Here is a 15,659-nt window from a genome sequence, read left to right as displayed (position 1 = left end):
ATCAAGTCGCGGCGTGGCGGGCGGCGACGGCTTTTCTCACCGTGTTCGACAAGGCGTCCGGATCAATCGGCTTGGTCAGGACGCAGTACGCACCGCGGTCCATGAGTGCGGTGCGTGCATCAGCGGTTACATCCGCGGTGACCATGATGACGGGCAGGCGGTCGGCCAGATCCCCCAGCGTTTCCGGCAGGGCCTCCAGAACGTCCACACCCGACAGTTCCGGCATGTGAAGGTCCATGACCACGGCATCAAACTCTCGCCCCGCGGACAGCGCTTTCAGGGCCTGCTTGCCGTCTTCGACCTCGCTGACAGAGGCGCCTGCGGCGGCCAGTGAGGTTGTGAAAACGCGCCGATTGACCGTGTTGTCCTCGACGACCAGAAGCTTCAGGCCCGACAGATCCGCCGGCCGGCCGGCGAAGGATAACCCGTCTTCGTCTCCCGCTTCCGTTGAGGCTGGCAGGGCGATGTCCATCCAGAAGTGAGCCCCCTGGGCCGGTTGCGGATCTGCCAGTCCGACATCGCCGCCAGACAGTGCGGCAATGTCCTTGCAGATGGCCAGGCCCAGACCGCTTCCCTCAACCTGTTTCGTGATCCCTTCCGAAGCCTGGCTGAAGCGGTCGAAGATACTGTCTCGTTTTTCTTCCGGAACACCGGGGCCGGTATCCGTGACATCCACACGCAAACGATTGTCTGACCAGCGCGCGGTCAGGCGGACGTCACCAGCTGGCGTGAACTTCACGGCATTCCCCAGCAGATTCACGACAATCTGGCGCAGCCGGACTTCATCACCCAGGACCCAGTCCGGCATGGCGTTGAAGTCGATCTCTTGGGTCAGGGCCAGACCCTTGGCCTGCGCCGCGCCCTGAACCGCTCCCACGGCCCGGTCGAACAGATCGCGGGGCCTGAAGGGGCGAGGGGTGAGTTTGAGCAATCCGGCTTCGATGCGCGAGACATCCAGCACGTCCTCGATAATGTCGAGCAGGGATTTCCCGGACACTTGGAGGATGTCGAGATACTGGCGTTGTTTGCTATCCAGCGCGGTGTGACCGAGCAGATGGGCCATACCGAGTACGCCATTGATCGGGGTCCGGATTTCGTGGCTCATATTGGCCAGGAACTGGGATTTGGCGCGGTTGGCGGAATCCGCGGCCTCGCGGGCCTCCTCGAGCGCCTGTTCGGCCATTTTTCGGGCCGTGATATCAATATGGGTGCCCGAGACCCATTCCGGTGAACCATCCGGCAGCCAGGTCGCCACGCGCCCCAGGTCCAGCACCCAGACCCAATGCCCGTCCTTGTGTTTCATGCGGGCTTCACATTCGTAGAAGGGGCTGTCTCCGGAGAAATGCGCAGTCAAACGGCGCTCGCTTTCCGCCAGGTCATCGGGATGTGCGAAGCTCATCCAGGTGTCGATCGTGGTCGGGCTGATCTCCTCCAGCGAATAGCCGATAATCTCGGCCCAACGCTCGTTGAAGACGGTTTCGCCGGTGGCGACATTCCAACGCCAGGTGCCGGCATTGGTGCCGGTTAGAATATCCTCAAGCTCGCGGGCATTCACCCGGTCGCGAGTTACGTCACGGGCAATGGCATAGATCCGACCGTCCGATTGCTTGGAGGCTGAACTCCAGGCCAGTGTGGCATAACCGCCGGCCCGGGTCCGGTATCGATTGGTGACGGTGATCCGGTTCTGGCCCTCTTCCAGTTCTGCAGACGCGCTCCTGGTCTCATTGACATCATCGGGGTGAAGAAAGTCCGTGTAGAGCTTTCCCTCCAGGTCCTCGCGGTTCCAGCCGAGCGTGGTCGTCCAGGCCTGATTGACCCGCTGGAATGTCATGTCGGGCGCCATGATACAGAGAAGGTCGGGGGCGGTTTCGAAAAAGAGTTCGAAATCGGATGTCGTCGAATTCATCGTCTGCGGATCTGGATTGGGGATCGGCCGGAGCCAGTCTTGTTGAGCTTGTTGTGGCAGTTTGCGACAGCTCGGACCCCGGGTCCAGCCGGATGGGAGAATGGCTCAGCCTTCCGCGCCGAACTGCATGCGGCAGAGCCGGGCATAGAGCCCGTCCTCGGCGACCAGATCATCATGACGCCCCTGCTCGCGGACCTGACCGTCTTCGAGCACATAGATCCAGTCGGCATTGCGCACGGTGGAGAGACGGTGGGCGATCACCAGACAGGTGCGGCCTTCCGACAGGCGTTCCAGGGCAGCTTGCACCCGGCGTTCGCTCTCTGTGTCGAGGGCGGAGGTCGCTTCATCGAGCAGAAGGACAGGCGCATTCTTGAGAATGGCGCGGGCGATGGAGAGGCGCTGGCGCTGGCCACCGGACAAATTGCTGCCGCGCGGTCCGACCGGGGCGTCATAGCCACCGGGCAGTTTCATGATGAAGTCGTGCGCATCGGCTGCCTTGGCCGCCGCGATGATGGCGGCCTCATCGGCCTCCAGATCGCCGAATCCGATATTGGCGCGCACCGTGTCATCGAACAGGGTGACATCCTGGCTGACCAAGGCCATGGCGCGGCGCAGGGAGGCGATGGAGACGCTGCGAATATCCTGCCCATCGATCGTGACCGACCCCGATTGCGGGTCGTAGAGGCGTGGCAGGAGATTGAGGATGGTCGACTTGCCCGAGCCGGACGGGCCGACCAGGGCCACGGTCTGGCCCGGCTGCACTTCCAGTGACACGGTTTTCAGGGCGGCCGTGCCGTCCGGATAGGCGAAACCCACCTGGTCGAAGACGACCGCACCCTGAGACACCTGGAGATCGGGCGCGTCGAGCGCCGCTGTGATCGTGTCCGGTTCGTCGAGCACCGCAAACACGCGTTCCAGGACCGCAAAGCCTTCCTGCACGACCGCGTTGAGCGTGCCGATGGCGCGGATCGGGGAGGCCAGAAGGGCGACACCGGTGAGCACGCCCATCAGGTCACCGATCGAGCTTTCGCCCGCCATCAGGCGCCAGCCGGCGACCAGGATGAGAATGGACAGGGCCAGCCCGCCCACGGCTTCCAGGATCGGATCGACGCGGGCCTTGTTCTCGGCAATGCGGAAGAGGAAGGCGAACCGGTCGGCAAAGGCCTTCCCGGCACGACGGGTCTCGAACGCTTCCAGACCGTAGGTCTTGATCATGCGCGTGCCGGAGAAGCTCTCTTCCAGCTGGCTGGTCACTTCGCCCATTTGCGACTGGGCCTTGTTGGAGGTCTTGCGCAGGCGCTGGCCGATGCGGATCACGGGCCAGGCGGCGACCGGATAGACGACCAGGATGAGCAGGGTCAGCATCCAGTCCAGCCACAGCATCCAGCCAATCGTGGCGATCACCTGGAGAATGTCCCGCAGGAGATTGTTGGTCAGGCGGATCAGGGTTTCACGCAGAAGCGTGATGTCATTGGTGAAGCGGGAGACCAGTGAGCCGACCGCCTCGTTCTGCAGCCGGGTGAAGTCGGCGCGGACCAGTTTGGCGAACATGGCGTTCTGCAGGTCCTGCATCACCGTCAGGGCGAGCCGGTTGGTCTGGACCGTCTGCAGGTAGAGGCTGGCCGAGCGGATCAGGGCCAGGGCGACAATCGCCAGCGGCCCGACCCAGGAGAAGGTTTCCATCCCGCCTTCCAGCGTGTCGAACACATGGCCGACCACGCCCACATAGGAGGCCGCGGCCCCTGCCGTCACCGCCGACAGGAGTACGGCCAGACCGACCAGGCCGCGATGCCGGGACAGGCCGTCGCGCCACAGCCGACGGCCCAGCTGCCAGGTTGAGGAAGAGGGGGTGTCCGAACTCAGGAGACTGGCCTAGTGCTTGTCCGCGGACGGATCGAGCAGTTTGTGTGCGTGGATGATGAAATAGCGCATATGGGCGTTGTCGACCGTGCGCTGGGCCGCATTCTTCCAGGCCTTGCGGGCGTCTTCATAGGTGCCGTAGGCGCCGACGAAATCGACCGCCTTGAGGTCCTTGAACTCGCAATTCTTCGGGTCAACACAGACCAGTTCGCCACCGATGACGAGGTGGAGGAGCTGGTTGTTGATATGGGTGGTGCTATCGCTCATGTCAGTCTTCCTGCAGCAATGGGGTCCGGTTACAGACCGCCAACCGAAATCGCGTCAACGCATACGCTGGGGGCGTTAACGGCGCCTCTAAACTCCAGATCGCTCGCCGGGACAAGTTTTGCAAAAATATCGATCAGGTTTCCGGCCACGGTGACCTCGCTGACCGGATGGTCGATTTTTCCGCCCGTGATCCGGTAGCCGGACACGCCGACCGACCAGTCGCCGGTATTGGCGTTGAGGGAGGGGCCGAACATTTCCGTCACCAGCAAGCCTTCACCCGCGCCGGAAATCAGGTCGTCGCGGCTGACCGTGCCGGCGGCGAGGTGCAGATTGGTCGGGCCGGCGCCGGGCGGTCCGCCCATATTGCGGCGGGCATGGCCGGTCGGTTCCAGATCCAGCTGCCGGGCGGCGGAGGAGTTGAGGAACCAGCTGGTCAGACGACCGTCGGAAATGATCTCGCGGGCCTGGTTGACCGTGCCCTCGCCATCAAACGGGCAGGAGGCATGGCCCCAGTCGCGGTGCGGATCGTCCAGGATGGTGATGCCGTCGGCGAAGACTTTCTCACCCATCTTGTCGCGCAGGAAAGAGACGCCGCGCGCCACGGCCGGGCCGCTGATCGCGCCGCTGAGCGCGCTCAGGAAGGCGGTCGAGACGCGGCGGTCGAAGATGACCGGCATGGTGCCGCTGGCGATTTTCTGGGGACCGACGCGGCGGGCCGTGCGTTCGCCGGCCTCGGTGCCGATCTCGTCAATGGATTTCAGATCAGCCGTCCGGCGCGCAGCGGTGGCGGCATAATCGCGCTCCATGGCGCCGTCCTTGCCGGCGATCACGCTGGCGCCATAGCCGAAATAGCTCTTGCGCCAGCCGGCATTGAAACCGGTCGTGGTGGCATAGGCGGCGGCGCCCTGGCCGTAGGAGGCGAAGGCCGTGTCCGTCATGGTCACGCCTTCGATCGCCCGGGCGGCCTTCTCGACGGCGATCGCCTTGGCTTCCAGTTCTTCCGGGGTCCACTCCACCGCCTCGAACAGGTTCAGCACCGGCGGGTCCTGGCACATGCGGGCCGGGTCGGCGAGGGCGGCATAGGGATCTTCCGGCGCCGCCTTGGCCATCGCGACGGCGCGCTCGATGGTGAATTGGCGGCCCTGGTCTGACAGGTCGGAGAAGGCAACACCGGCCTGGCGCTGGCCGACAAACACGCGGACCCCGGCATCCAGGCTCTCCGAGCGCTCGATATCCTCCAGATTGCCGTCGCGCACCGACAGCTCGGTCTGGCGGGACTCGCCGACCGAGGCCTCGGCGGCATCGGCACCGGCCTTGATGGCGCGCTGGATCAGGTCGCCGGCAATCTCTTGCAGGCGGGCGGAATCGGGTGCGGATTGGGCTTGGGTCATGGCATGGCTATAGCGTTGCGGCCCGCACCGGGGCAATCATTCAGGTGAAGGCGCGGGCAATCAGAAGCAGTGCGCTGGCCAGCAGCATGGCCCAGGTCAGGCCCGTGCCGGTAATGCGGCCGAAACTGGGGCCCGGCTTGGTCAGCAGGCCATAGCTGTAGAAGACGCGTCCGAAGGTGAGGGCGAAGCCGAGCACATGGACCCAGATCGGCTCCAGTCCCAGGGTTGCCAGCAGCCAGAGACAGACCAGGCCGAGAGCGACATTCTCGATGCCGTTGGCATGTGCGCGCACGGCGCGCTCCAGCAGGGTGTGACTGCCCGTGCCCAGGCTGATCTTCTCGCGCCGGCGAATGCGGGACACATTGAGGGCGAGGCCCAGCAGGAGCAGTGTGTTGAGGCCGGCATAGAGCGCGACAGCTTGCATTGCAGTCATGATGTCCCCTTTCACGGGCAGATGATCAGGCGTCCTTGTCGTCCGCCTCGGCCGGTTCCTGGACGGCCTGGCGGATGGCATCGGCGAGCACGGCCGGTTCCTGGGCGCCCGATACGGCAAAGCGTCCGTTGAAAATATAGGTCGGAACGCCGGAAACGCCGAGCTTGCGGAAGAAAACCTCTTCCTCCCAAACGGCTTTCTCGTCCCGGTCGGAGGCGAGCAGGTCGCCGACAATGGCCGTGTCGAGCCCGGCTTCACCGGCGATCTCGGTGAGCACGGCCGGATCGCCGATATCGCGGCTGTCCTGGAAAAAGGCCTTGAACAGCGCCTCTGCGGCGGCATCCGCCTGGCCCTGGCCGCCGGCCCATTTCATCACACGGTGCGCATTGAGCGTGTTGGGGCGGACGGGAATGGCGTCGAAATTGAACTGGATGCCGGCGCCGGGGGCGGCCTCTTCCAGATAGGCGCGCATCTGTTTCCAGCGCTCGGTCGCCTCGCCGGAGAATTTGGCTTTCATGTAATCGGAATAGGGCTGGCCGGTGCGGGCAATGGTCGGGTCCAGCTGGTAGGGCCGCCAGACGGTCTCCACCTTGACCTCGGGCACTTGCGCCACGGCCTGGTCCCAATTGCGCTTGCCGAGCCAGCACCAGGGGCAGACCAGATCGGCGACGATATCAACGGAAATCTTATCAGACATGGGCTTCAGGTAAGCCCATTCGGGGTCAAAAGCGAGGGGGTCGGTGGCGGGATCGTCATCCCCCATGTCGCTTCAACACGCCAATGGAGACATCGACTGGGGGATGACGCCCACCGGCCATCCACCGACCGTTCGGTAGGGCTAGACCTTGATGTCCAGCAGCCTGTCCGTCATGTCGCTGACCGTCTGCATCACGGCTGCCGACGCGGCATGCGTCTTCTCGGCCTTGATGATGGCCACGGCGGGCTGGATGATATCCTGGCCCTGGGCGGCATGACGCACCATCTGAGCCCCGGCCTCATGGGCCTGGTTCTGAGCGGCAATCATGCTGTTCGCAGCGGTGTTGAAAGCGACATTCATGGCGCGGAGGTTATCGCGCGTGAGGCTTGCGCGTGAGAGGAAGTTGCGCGAAGGGTTAAGCTCCTCTTACCGGACAACCAGACCGGAACCCGTCCGGGGCCTGTCCCCCGGGACCGGCCCGATCCTGTTCCCGCTACCGGCTGACCGGCGGGTGTGGGACACAGTCATCATTGTTCAACGGCCAATGAAGGTGCCTGATCCAAAATGACCACGACCAACCAACCGACCCTGAAAGTCGAATTCGAGCTGTCCGAAGCTGATCTCGACTTCTTCCGCACTCGTCTCGACGAGGCGCGCGAATCCCTGGGAGCGGCGGATGAAAGCCGGATTCTGGCCGGTGTCGCGGACATGCTGGAGAAGGCCCGCAAATCCAATCCGCCGGCTTTCGTCACCAAGCGTCTCGACCAGCTCGGCCCGATGCTGGGCATGCTGGAAGACAAGGACTGGAAGCTGGAAGGCGATGACCGCAAATCGGTGATCGATGCCCTGGCCTATTTCGCCGACCCGGAAGATCTGATCCCGGACCACACTCCGGTGCTGGGCTATGTCGATGACGCGATCATGATCGATCTCGTCGCCGCCAGCCTGTCCGCGGAACTGGAAGCCTATGCCGACTTCGTGGCGCACCGCGAAGAGCTGAAGTCCGAGCCGGCCGCCGATCTGCCGAGCCTGGATGAGGCGCGCAATGTCATGCAGTCCCGCATGCGCCGCCGCCGTCTGCGCTCCAAGGCCGGCGCGAAATGGCCGCACTCGACCACGATCCGCCACTATTTCTAGGGCGGACATCCAGAGCCGAAAAGAAAAGCGCCTCTCCGGGAAACCGGGGAGGCGCCTTGCTTTGGGCCGGAGGGATGGTGGCCCGGAATGCCGACTTGCTCAGACCGCGCGCAGGGCGGGCCGGCGGGATTTCAGGAAATCCGCCACGCCGCGGGCGGCCTGGCGGATGCGCTGCTCATTCTCCACCAGGGCGAGACGGACAAAGCCCTCGCCATGCTCGCCAAAACCGATGCCCGGAGCGACCGCGACGCCGGCCTCCTTCATCAGCTGGATCGAGAATTCCAGCGAACCCATTTCCTCGCAGCCTTCCGGCAGCGGCGCCCAGGCGAACATGGAGGCTTCCGGCGAGGGAATTTCCCAGCCGGCACGACCGAAGCTTTCCACCAGGACATCGCGGCGGTGCTTGTAGATGCGGCGGGTCTCGTCGACACAGTCCTGCGGACCGTCCAGCGCCGCACAGGCGGCCACCTGGACCGGCGTGTAGGCGCCGTAGTCGAGATAGGATTTCACCCGGGCCAGTGCGCTGACCAGTTTGGGGGAACCGCAGGCAAAGCCGACCCGGAAGCCGGCCATGGAATAGGTCTTGGACATCGAGGTGAACTCGATCGTGCGGTCCTTGGCACCCTCGACCTGCAGCATGGACGGGGTCGGCTCGTCGCCGAAATAGATTTCCGAATAGGCCAGGTCCGACAGGATCAGGAGATCATGCGCTTCCGCGAAGGCGACGACCTTTTTGTAATAGTCCAGCGTCGCCGTCTGTGCCGTCGGATTGGAGGGATAGCAGACCACGACCGCGATCGGTTTGGGCACGGTGTGGCGCACCGCATATTCCAGTCCGCGCAGATATTCCTCCGGCGAGGGTGCCGCGACATGGCGGATCGTGCCGCCGGCAATCAGGAAGCCGAAAGTGTGGATCGGGTAGGAGGGCGAGGGCGCCAGAATGACATCGCCCGGCGCGGTGATGGCCTGGGCCAGATTGGCAAAGCCTTCCTTGGAGCCCAGCGTGACAATGACTTCGCTGTCCGGGTCCAGTTCGACATCAAAGCGGCGCTTGTAATAGCGCGACTGGGCGCGGCGCAGTCCGGGAATGCCGCGCGAGGCGGAATAGCCATTGGTGCGCGGCTTGTCCGTCGTGTCCTTGAGCTTGTCCAGGATGTGCTGCGGCGTCGGCAGGTCCGGATTGCCCATGCCGAAATCAATGATGTCCGCCCCATCAGCCCGCAATTCGGCCTTCAGGCGGTTCACTTCTTCGAAAACGTAGGGCGGCAGGCGCTTGGTGCGGTGAAATTCCATCGTTTGATCCGGCATGCTCGAATTATCTCCCACTTACGCACGCTGACGGCCCAGCTTCAAGAGGCTAGGGGCAGAGTTTGGTGTCATTTCGGATGCAGGAAGGCGGAATTGGGGCGTTTGGGGGTGCGTTCGCGTGGGCTGGGGCCAGCGTCCACTCCCTCTCCCTCGGGGAGAGGGTGGCGCGTAAGCGCCGGGAGAGGGGGAAATCCCGGTGCTCGCCGGCAATCGCGAAGACCTCGCCGTCCCCCCTCATCCGCCCCTTCGGGGCACCTTCACCCCGGGGAGAAGGATTTCTTCTCCTCGCCCTTGATGCGCGGTGGAGTGGGAACTCTCAAAGAGTGAGGAAGCGCTTTGCGCTTTCACCCCTTCCGCCCGGCATGCGCCGGGCACCTTCCCCATCAAGGGGAAGGAGGCTGCTCATCTGATTCTCCTTGTCATCCCTGACGGATGCCCGGCCTTGAGCCGGGCGCAGATCAGGGACCCATTTTCGCCCAGTGGCACGATAGGTCCCGGCTCTATGCCCCGCTTTCGCGGGGCGAAAGCCTGCGCCCGCGAAAGCGGGTGGCCGGGATGACAAGCTTGTCCTGTTCTAGGGCCTTGTCGGCGAGGAGGGGTGTTTCCCTTTTTCTCCCCATTGCATGGGGAGGTGTCCCGCAGGGACGGAGGGGCCGGCGGAGCCGGTCATTCGGCGCTTCGCGCTGCCCCTTCGACCCGGCGCTGCGCACCGGCCCACTTCCCCATTCCATGGGGAAGACAGACGCCCCGCGCCATGAGCCATTCCTCTCTTCGTCAAACCCCTCTAATCTCCCGCCAAAAGGGGAGATCAAGATGTTTCAATCCGTGATGACGCCGGTTCTGGCGATGGTCGGCTGGACGCTGGTGATGTGGCTGTGGATGTATGCCACGCGCCTGCCGGCGATGCAGAAGGCGGGCATTGATGCGACCAAGATCCAGCAGAAGGGCGAGCTCGACGGGCTGCCCATCGAGGTCAAGCGGATCGCGGACAATTACAATCACCTGCACGAACAGCCGGTGATCTTCTATGCGCTGTGCGTCTATTCCCATCTCGTGGGTGTCGGCGACGGGCTGATGGTGATGCTGGCCTGGGCCTATGTCGGCCTGCGGATTGCCCACTCCCTGATCCAGGCCTTGTGGAACTTCGTGCCGGTGCGCTTTCTGGTCTTCATGTTGGGCTCGGTCGTGCTGATCGTGATGGCCGTGCGCAACGGTCTGGCGCTGCTGTAACAGCCCGTCAGGATTTTCTTCGCTCCCGCTTGGTGCTAACCGAAGCCCATGCACGCACCCGAAGCCCGACTCTCCCAGGTCATCGACCGGTTCGAACAGGTGGAAGCCCGCCTGGGCGCCGCTGGCGATCCCGATGAAATCGTCAAACTCTCCAAGGAACACGCGGAGCTGAAGCCCGTGGCCGAAAAGGCCAATGAGCTGAAAGCCGCGCGCCAGGAGCTGGAGGATCTCGCCGAGATGATGGAGGGCGGTGACGCCGAAATGGCGGACATGGCGCGCGAGGAATATTACGCGCTCAAGGAACGCCTGCCGGACCTCGAGCACGAAATGTCGCTCCTTCTCCTGCCCAAGGACAAGGATGACAGCGCCAACGCCCTGGTCGAGATCCGCGCCGGAACCGGCGGGGACGAGGCCGCCCTGTTCGCGGGCGATCTCTATGGCATGTATCAGCGCTATGCCCAGCTGCAGGGCTGGAGCTGGGAACTGGTCTCCGCCTCCGAGGGGGAGCATGGCGGATACAAGGAAGTCATCGCCGCCGTGTCGGGCAATGGCGTGTTCGGCCGTTTGAAGTTTGAAAGCGGCGTGCACCGGGTGCAGCGCGTTCCGGCGACGGAAAGCCAAGGCCGCATCCATACCTCTGCTGCCACGGTCGCGATCATGCCGCAGCCGGAAGAGGTCGATTTCGATCTCGACATGGGCGAGGTCCGGGTGGACACGATGCGCGCCTCCGGGGCCGGTGGCCAGCACGTCAACAAGACGGAATCGGCCGTGCGCATGACGCACCTGCCGACCGGGATCATGGTGGTGTGTGCGGAAAAGTCCCAGCACCAGAACCGCGCCCGCGCCCAGGAACTCCTCAAGGCCAAGCTCTATGACATGAAGCGTGAGGCCGAGGCCGCCGAACGCGCCGCCGAGCGCAAGGGCCAGATCGGCTCCGGCGACCGGTCCGAGCGCATCCGCACCTATAATTACCCGCAGGGCCGGGTCTCCGATCACCGCATCAATCTCACCCTCTACAATCTCGACAAGATCGTGGCCGGGGATGAGCTGGACGAGGTGATCCAGGCCCTGATCGCGGAAGACCAGGCGGCCCGCCTGGCGGCGCTGGAAGACGCGTGATCCATCGTGACCGGGCCGTCAGACAGCACGGGGCCTTTCGACAAGCTGGTCGGGGATGCCCGGGCGGAATTCGACCATGCCGAGAGCAAGCCCCTGCGTGAAGCCTGGCTCGGCCTCGACCTGCCGGCGATCCGGACCGATCTCGTCCAGCGCCTGCGCGCGGCGGGCATTGAGGAAGCCGAGATCGAGACCCGGCATCTCCTGACCCATGTCCTGGCGCCGGCGACGCTGGGCCAGGCCCTGGCCAATCCGGCCCTGGTGTCCTGGCAGCGCATCGCCCATCTGGCCGATCTCGCCTGGGCGCGCCTGACGCGCAAACCCCTGAGCCAGGTCCTGGGCAGTCAGCCCTTCTGGACGCTGGATCTTCAGGTGACCGGCGATGTCCTGACGCCGCGGGCCGATACGGAAACCCTGGTTGAAGCCGTCCTGAAGGCACGGCCGGACGGGGCGCTGGACGTGCTGGATCTGGGCACCGGTTCCGGCGCCATCCTGCTGGCGCTGCTGAGCGAGCGGCCGGACTGGCGCGGGGTCGGCGTGGACCTGTCCCCGGCGGCGCTCGACGTGGCCCGCCGCAATGGCGAGGCCTGCGGCCTGACCGGACGGGCGCAATTTGCCGAAGGGCGCTGGGGCGGCGGTCTGGCCGATCAGGGCTTTGATATCGTGGTCTCCAACCCGCCCTATATCGTCTCGGAAGTCATGAAGACCCTGGATCCGGAAGTGCGCGATTTCGAACCGGCCCTGGCGCTGGATGGCGGGGCGGGCGGGCTGGATGCCTACCGCGAAATCCTCGCCGACCTGATGCGCCTCTTGCGGCCGGGCGGGCTGTTCGCCTGCGAAATCGGCTATGACCAGGGCGAGGCGGTTTCCGCCCTGGCGCGTGAGACAGGGCTGGACGGGGTGAGCGTCATGGCCGACCTGGCCGGGCAGGACCGGGTAGTCATTGGATACAACAGTTAAAAGGGCTTGGAATGCGCGGCGCGGGAGTCTAGGGTCCCCATCAAGACAGGTGGTTCGCGCCAGCACGGGGGTCTCGCGCAGCCGGATAATCCACCTGTCCGTATCCGGCCAATTTGATGATCCCCGTAAGTACAAGGCGCACAGGCTAGCACCTGCCAATGCACAGCAAGGCTATGGCTTTGAGCAAGGCATCGCTTAAACAGGGATAGCGATATGAAGCGTCAACGCGGTCGAGGGCGTAAGTCCGGGAATTCGGCTAATCGCAGCTATGAGAGCAATGGTCCGGAAGTGAAAATCCGGGGCAATGCCTCCCAGATTTACGACAAATACCTGCAGCTGGCGCGCGATGCGTCGTCGGCCGGTGACCGGGTGCGGGCAGAGAATCTCTACCAGCACGCCGAGCACTATTACCGGATCGTCCAGGCCAATCAGCCCAAGCGTGATCCGAACCAGGATGATGGCGAAAACGCTGATTCCAACGGCGAGAATGAAGACGGCGATACGACGTCTGAAGACAATTCCGGTGACAATCAGGGCAATGGCCGTCGTGGCCGGGACCGCAATGATCGCGGTGACCGCGGTGACCGCGGTGACCGGGGCGAGCGTGGCCGGGGTCGAAGCCGCCAGCCGCGCAATCAGGATGCCGACAAGGAAGATCCGCTCGGCGTGGTGACGCCGGAGGGCGATGCGCCCAGCTCTGACAATGCGTCCGAGAGCGCCTCCGAGGGCTCCGACGAGGACGCGCCGCGCCGCCGGACCCGCCGTCCGCGCCGCACCAAGGCGGAGATTGCCGCCGACAAGGCTGCGGCCGAGGCCGCGCTGGAGAATGCCGGTTCCTCCGAGGACGGCGACAGCAAGTCCGACTCCGACAGCGAAGCGGCCTGACCGTTTCGCTCCGGATGGGCAAAAACAGGGACGGCCGGCTCAGCCCGCCGTCCCTTTTTTGTGTCTAGCCGGCCGGGATCAGTCCGTAGCGGTAGCCGCGGCGCCGGGCCGTCTGTGCCAGCACCAGCAAAACCAGTCCGGCCAGCAGGATCTCGGCGGTCGGACCCGCCCACCACACGCCCCACTCGCCCAATATCAGGGGCAAGGTGAAGGTCAGGGGAATGGCGAAGAGATAGGTCCGGGACAGGCTGAGAATGGCGGCCCGCGGGGCATCACCGATGGCCTGGAAATGCGTCGAGATCATCACTGCGGGACCGGCCAGGAAATAGGCCGCCACGATGACGGGCAGGATGCGCGCCACTTCGCCAATCACGGCCGGATCATCGACAAACAGTCCGGCCAGGATCGCGGCGCCGTAATGGAAGAGCAGCTCGGCACCTGCGGCATAGACCAGACCGCAGATGACGCCCAGCCGCAGGGCGGCGGCAACGCGGTCATAACGGCCGGCCCCGAAATTATTTCCGATAATGGCCTGAAGCGCCTGGGCCATTCCCATCATGCCCAGAAAGCTGAAGGAGAGCAGGCGCGTGGCTATTCCGTAGGCTGCAATGACCACGTCGTAATTCTCGCCTGCCGTGGTCTGGATCATGATGATGATCGTGCCCGATCCCAGCGACAAACCCAGAAAGGACAGGCTTTGCGGTGCGCCCAGGGCGAGAAAGGACGGCCAGCCTGTCCGCCAGGCCGACCAGGGCAGGGCGAAGGCGGGCAGATCGGTCCGGCCGCGGGCGCGATGCCCCAGAATGACAACCAGACCAATGGCCTGGGCAATGGCGCTGCCAATGGCGGAGCCGGCCACGCCCCAGCCCAGAAGCCCGATCAGGACATAGTTGAGCGCCATGTTGGCCAGGGTGACCAGCACGCCCATCGCGGCCATGAAGCCGATCCAGCCCTCCACCCGAAGCGCTGTGGTCTGCAGGCTGATGGCAAAGGCCAGTGGCGCGGTGAACACCGTGATCATCAGATACAGATAACCGTAGCGGGCCAGTACCTCGGACCCGTCGGCGGCCAGTGCGACGAGGGGACGCCCCCCGGCCAGGAAGAGGGCGACCAGGATCAGGCAGGTCAGTACGCTCAGCCCGTGGGCGCCCGCAAAGCTTTTGCGGGCCCCGGCCAGGTCGCCTGCTCCCAGCTGACGGGCCAGAACGCTGGCCATCCCGTTGGCAACGAGGGTGGCCAGGGCCACACACATCATCACCAGCGGGAACATCAACGTCACGCCGGCGAGTGCTTCGGGGCCCACGAACAGGCCCAGGAAGATGGCGTCCACCACAGTGAAAAGCCCGTTCACACTCATCAGGAAGACGATGGGCAGGGCGGTCTTGAAGAAAAGCGGCACAATGGGCGCATGGGTATAGTCGGCCATCCGGCCGTCGGTCTGTGTCATGTCAGTCGTCCACATTTCGCACCGGCGGGGCCGGTGGCGGTTCGATCTGCACGACGGACCGGAAAACGGGGCTCGCATTGCCGTGGCCCGTGCAGAAATTCTTCAATTCGGGAATTTCGGGTTTCACCGGACAGATGTCTGCGAGAGGCGGGCACCCTGGAGCCCATGCGTTCGGGTTAGGTCCGGAACGCTCATGCGTCAAGCGAAACCGGGTCGCCGCAGCGCAATTCACCCGCGTCCAGCACGGTCAGATAGACACCGCACTGCGTGTGACCGTAATGCTCGAACAATGCCTTGGGCAGATCGATGTCGCGTTCTCCGGTGTCCAGATTAACGCTGGTTGCGGCGCACCGCCCGATCCGGCTTTCGGCCCGCATCCGGATCTCGCCGACGCGGATCGTCTGTCCGACCCAAGCAATTTCGGACCAGGCCGGCAGGCCGTCGATCAGGAGGTTGCCGCGAAAGCGCAGCGGATCGATGGCGTGGCCGGTCTTTGCTTCCAGGTCCCGCACCGAGGCGAGATTGATGAGGGATATCTGTTTTTGCGGAATGTCCGTCATGGCCTGGCCGGGGGCATGGACCATCCGCAGCGGGCCGCGGACCTGCTCGCCGAGCAGGTCTTCCAGATGGGCGAAGAGCGGGGCGTGCGTCTCCGGTCGGTCCAGCGTGACGGAAATCGCCTTGCCTTCCGGGAAGTTGCAGCGAAATTCACAGGAATGCGCATCGAATGCGCAGGCCACGCGCGCCAGTTCCGCCTGTCCGGCCAGCATCAGGAAGTGCTTTTTCTTCACATGGCCCGGGGCTTGCGGGTCGAAGGGCGAAGGTCCGTTCTCGATCGCCCAGGCCCGGTCATGCGGCAGGGTCTGACCGGCAGAAACCTCAATGAAGTCGAGGCGATCGGGGCCAAGGCCTTTGACGGGGAAGCGGTGAATGGCGGTAAGCTGGGGCATGGGTATGGATAAATCTCGAACTCAGGTCAGAATGTCGCGGCTGGCCCACTTGTGTGACATGCAGGCCACACC

Annotated in this window: 15 protein-coding genes; 5 read left to right on the top strand and 10 right to left on the bottom strand. The window is 64.4% G+C overall.

Annotated features, from left to right (window positions below):
• Position 1: 1 nt before the first annotated feature.
• The 7 genes from FCS99_RS09900 to FCS99_RS09870 form a co-directional block, all read right to left on the bottom strand.
• The gene (locus FCS99_RS09900) at positions 2 to 1,906 is read right to left on the bottom strand and encodes a PAS domain-containing hybrid sensor histidine kinase/response regulator (RefSeq protein WP_138512041.1); all 1,905 of its coding nucleotides are present in this window, start codon (positions 1,904 to 1,906) and stop codon (positions 2 to 4) included.
• Between the two features lie 105 nt (positions 1,907 to 2,011).
• A complete protein-coding gene (locus FCS99_RS09895; protein ID WP_267899620.1) occupies positions 2,012 to 3,679 on the bottom strand; it encodes an ABC transporter ATP-binding protein in 1,668 nt (555 codons plus the stop codon).
• A 99-nt stretch (positions 3,680 to 3,778) separates the two neighbouring features.
• On the bottom strand, positions 3,779 to 4,033 hold the full coding sequence (locus FCS99_RS09890) for a DUF4170 domain-containing protein (RefSeq protein ID WP_138512037.1): 255 nt from the start codon (positions 4,031 to 4,033) through the stop codon (positions 3,779 to 3,781).
• A gap of 29 nt (positions 4,034 to 4,062) precedes the next feature.
• The gene (locus FCS99_RS09885) at positions 4,063 to 5,424 is read right to left on the bottom strand and encodes a TldD/PmbA family protein (protein ID WP_138512035.1); all 1,362 of its coding nucleotides are present in this window, start codon (positions 5,422 to 5,424) and stop codon (positions 4,063 to 4,065) included.
• Positions 5,425 to 5,464: 40 nt separating this feature from the next.
• Positions 5,465 to 5,857 carry an MAPEG family protein gene (locus tag FCS99_RS09880; RefSeq protein ID WP_171036323.1) on the bottom strand — a complete coding sequence of 131 codons (393 nt, stop codon included), beginning with the start codon at positions 5,855 to 5,857 and terminating at the stop codon, positions 5,465 to 5,467.
• Positions 5,858 to 5,882: 25 nt separating this feature from the next.
• Positions 5,883 to 6,554 (bottom strand): DsbA family oxidoreductase, encoded by a 672-nt coding sequence (locus tag FCS99_RS09875; protein ID WP_138512031.1) that lies wholly within the window; start codon positions 6,552 to 6,554, stop codon positions 5,883 to 5,885.
• A 141-nt stretch (positions 6,555 to 6,695) separates the two neighbouring features.
• Positions 6,696 to 6,914, bottom strand: coding sequence for a hypothetical protein (locus FCS99_RS09870; protein ID WP_138512029.1), 219 nt, complete (start codon positions 6,912 to 6,914; stop codon positions 6,696 to 6,698).
• A 204-nt stretch (positions 6,915 to 7,118) separates the two neighbouring features.
• Here FCS99_RS09870 and FCS99_RS09865 point away from each other — a divergent pair, with 204 nt between their 5' ends.
• Entirely contained in the window at positions 7,119 to 7,691 is a 573-nt protein-coding gene (locus tag FCS99_RS09865; protein ID WP_138512027.1) for a YkvA family protein, read from the top strand.
• Positions 7,692 to 7,790: 99 nt separating this feature from the next.
• On the opposite strand, the gene FCS99_RS09860 is transcribed toward FCS99_RS09865, so the two are convergent.
• On the bottom strand, positions 7,791 to 8,999 hold the full coding sequence (locus FCS99_RS09860) for an LL-diaminopimelate aminotransferase (RefSeq protein ID WP_138512025.1): 1,209 nt from the start codon (positions 8,997 to 8,999) through the stop codon (positions 7,791 to 7,793).
• Positions 9,000 to 9,812: 813 nt separating this feature from the next.
• Between FCS99_RS09860 and FCS99_RS09855 the strand changes: the two genes are divergently transcribed.
• The 4 genes from FCS99_RS09855 (at position 9,813) to FCS99_RS16275 (ending at position 13,190) form a co-directional block, all read left to right on the top strand.
• Positions 9,813 to 10,229, top strand: coding sequence for an MAPEG family protein (locus tag FCS99_RS09855; RefSeq protein ID WP_138512023.1), 417 nt, complete (start codon positions 9,813 to 9,815; stop codon positions 10,227 to 10,229).
• Between the two features lie 48 nt (positions 10,230 to 10,277).
• Positions 10,278 to 11,348, top strand: a complete 1,071-nt coding sequence (gene prfA, locus FCS99_RS09850) for a peptide chain release factor 1 (RefSeq protein ID WP_138512021.1) — start codon at positions 10,278 to 10,280, stop codon at positions 11,346 to 11,348.
• A gap of 6 nt (positions 11,349 to 11,354) precedes the next feature.
• Positions 11,355 to 12,305, top strand: coding sequence for a peptide chain release factor N(5)-glutamine methyltransferase (prmC, locus tag FCS99_RS09845; protein ID WP_233352746.1), 951 nt, complete (start codon positions 11,355 to 11,357; stop codon positions 12,303 to 12,305).
• Positions 12,306 to 12,518: 213 nt separating this feature from the next.
• The gene (locus FCS99_RS16275; RefSeq protein ID WP_233352744.1) at positions 12,519 to 13,190 is read left to right on the top strand and encodes a DUF4167 domain-containing protein; all 672 of its coding nucleotides are present in this window, start codon (positions 12,519 to 12,521) and stop codon (positions 13,188 to 13,190) included.
• A gap of 64 nt (positions 13,191 to 13,254) precedes the next feature.
• Here FCS99_RS16275 and FCS99_RS09835 read toward each other — a convergent pair whose 3' ends face one another.
• Positions 13,255 to 14,637, bottom strand: coding sequence for an MATE family efflux transporter (locus tag FCS99_RS09835; RefSeq protein ID WP_233352743.1), 1,383 nt, complete (start codon positions 14,635 to 14,637; stop codon positions 13,255 to 13,257).
• Between the two features lie 191 nt (positions 14,638 to 14,828).
• Positions 14,829 to 15,587 (bottom strand): MOSC domain-containing protein, encoded by a 759-nt coding sequence (locus tag FCS99_RS09830; protein WP_138512019.1) that lies wholly within the window; start codon positions 15,585 to 15,587, stop codon positions 14,829 to 14,831.
• Positions 15,588 to 15,659 lie beyond the last annotated feature (72 nt).

The organism is Maricaulis alexandrii, from assembly GCF_005871165.1.
GTDB lineage: Bacteria > Pseudomonadota > Alphaproteobacteria > Caulobacterales > Maricaulaceae > Maricaulis > Maricaulis alexandrii.
This window is presented reverse-complemented; position numbering and strand designations above follow the sequence as displayed.

Excerpts from the sequence above, each read along its gene's own strand:
- FCS99_RS09900 (WP_138512041.1), bottom strand. The coding sequence starts at position 1,906 with ATGAATTCGACGACATCCGATTTCGAACTCTTTTTCGAAACCGCCCCC.
- FCS99_RS09890 (WP_138512037.1), bottom strand. The coding sequence starts at position 4,033 with ATGAGCGATAGCACCACCCATATCAACAACCAGCTCCTCCACCTCGTC.
- FCS99_RS09885 (WP_138512035.1), bottom strand. The coding sequence starts at position 5,424 with ATGACCCAAGCCCAATCCGCACCCGATTCCGCCCGCCTGCAAGAGATT.
- FCS99_RS09880 (WP_171036323.1), bottom strand. The coding sequence starts at position 5,857 with ATGACTGCAATGCAAGCTGTCGCGCTCTATGCCGGCCTCAACACACTG.
- FCS99_RS09875 (WP_138512031.1), bottom strand. The coding sequence starts at position 6,554 with ATGTCTGATAAGATTTCCGTTGATATCGTCGCCGATCTGGTCTGCCCC.
- FCS99_RS09870 (WP_138512029.1), bottom strand. The coding sequence starts at position 6,914 with ATGAATGTCGCTTTCAACACCGCTGCGAACAGCATGATTGCCGCTCAG.
- FCS99_RS09865 (WP_138512027.1), top strand. The coding sequence starts at position 7,119 with ATGACCACGACCAACCAACCGACCCTGAAAGTCGAATTCGAGCTGTCC.
- FCS99_RS09860 (WP_138512025.1), bottom strand. The coding sequence starts at position 8,999 with ATGCCGGATCAAACGATGGAATTTCACCGCACCAAGCGCCTGCCGCCC.
- FCS99_RS09855 (WP_138512023.1), top strand. The coding sequence starts at position 9,813 with ATGTTTCAATCCGTGATGACGCCGGTTCTGGCGATGGTCGGCTGGACG.
- prfA (WP_138512021.1), top strand. The coding sequence starts at position 10,278 with ATGCACGCACCCGAAGCCCGACTCTCCCAGGTCATCGACCGGTTCGAA.
- FCS99_RS16275 (WP_233352744.1), top strand. The coding sequence starts at position 12,519 with ATGAAGCGTCAACGCGGTCGAGGGCGTAAGTCCGGGAATTCGGCTAAT.
- FCS99_RS09835 (WP_233352743.1), bottom strand. The coding sequence starts at position 14,637 with ATGACACAGACCGACGGCCGGATGGCCGACTATACCCATGCGCCCATT.
- FCS99_RS09830 (WP_138512019.1), bottom strand. The coding sequence starts at position 15,587 with ATGCCCCAGCTTACCGCCATTCACCGCTTCCCCGTCAAAGGCCTTGGC.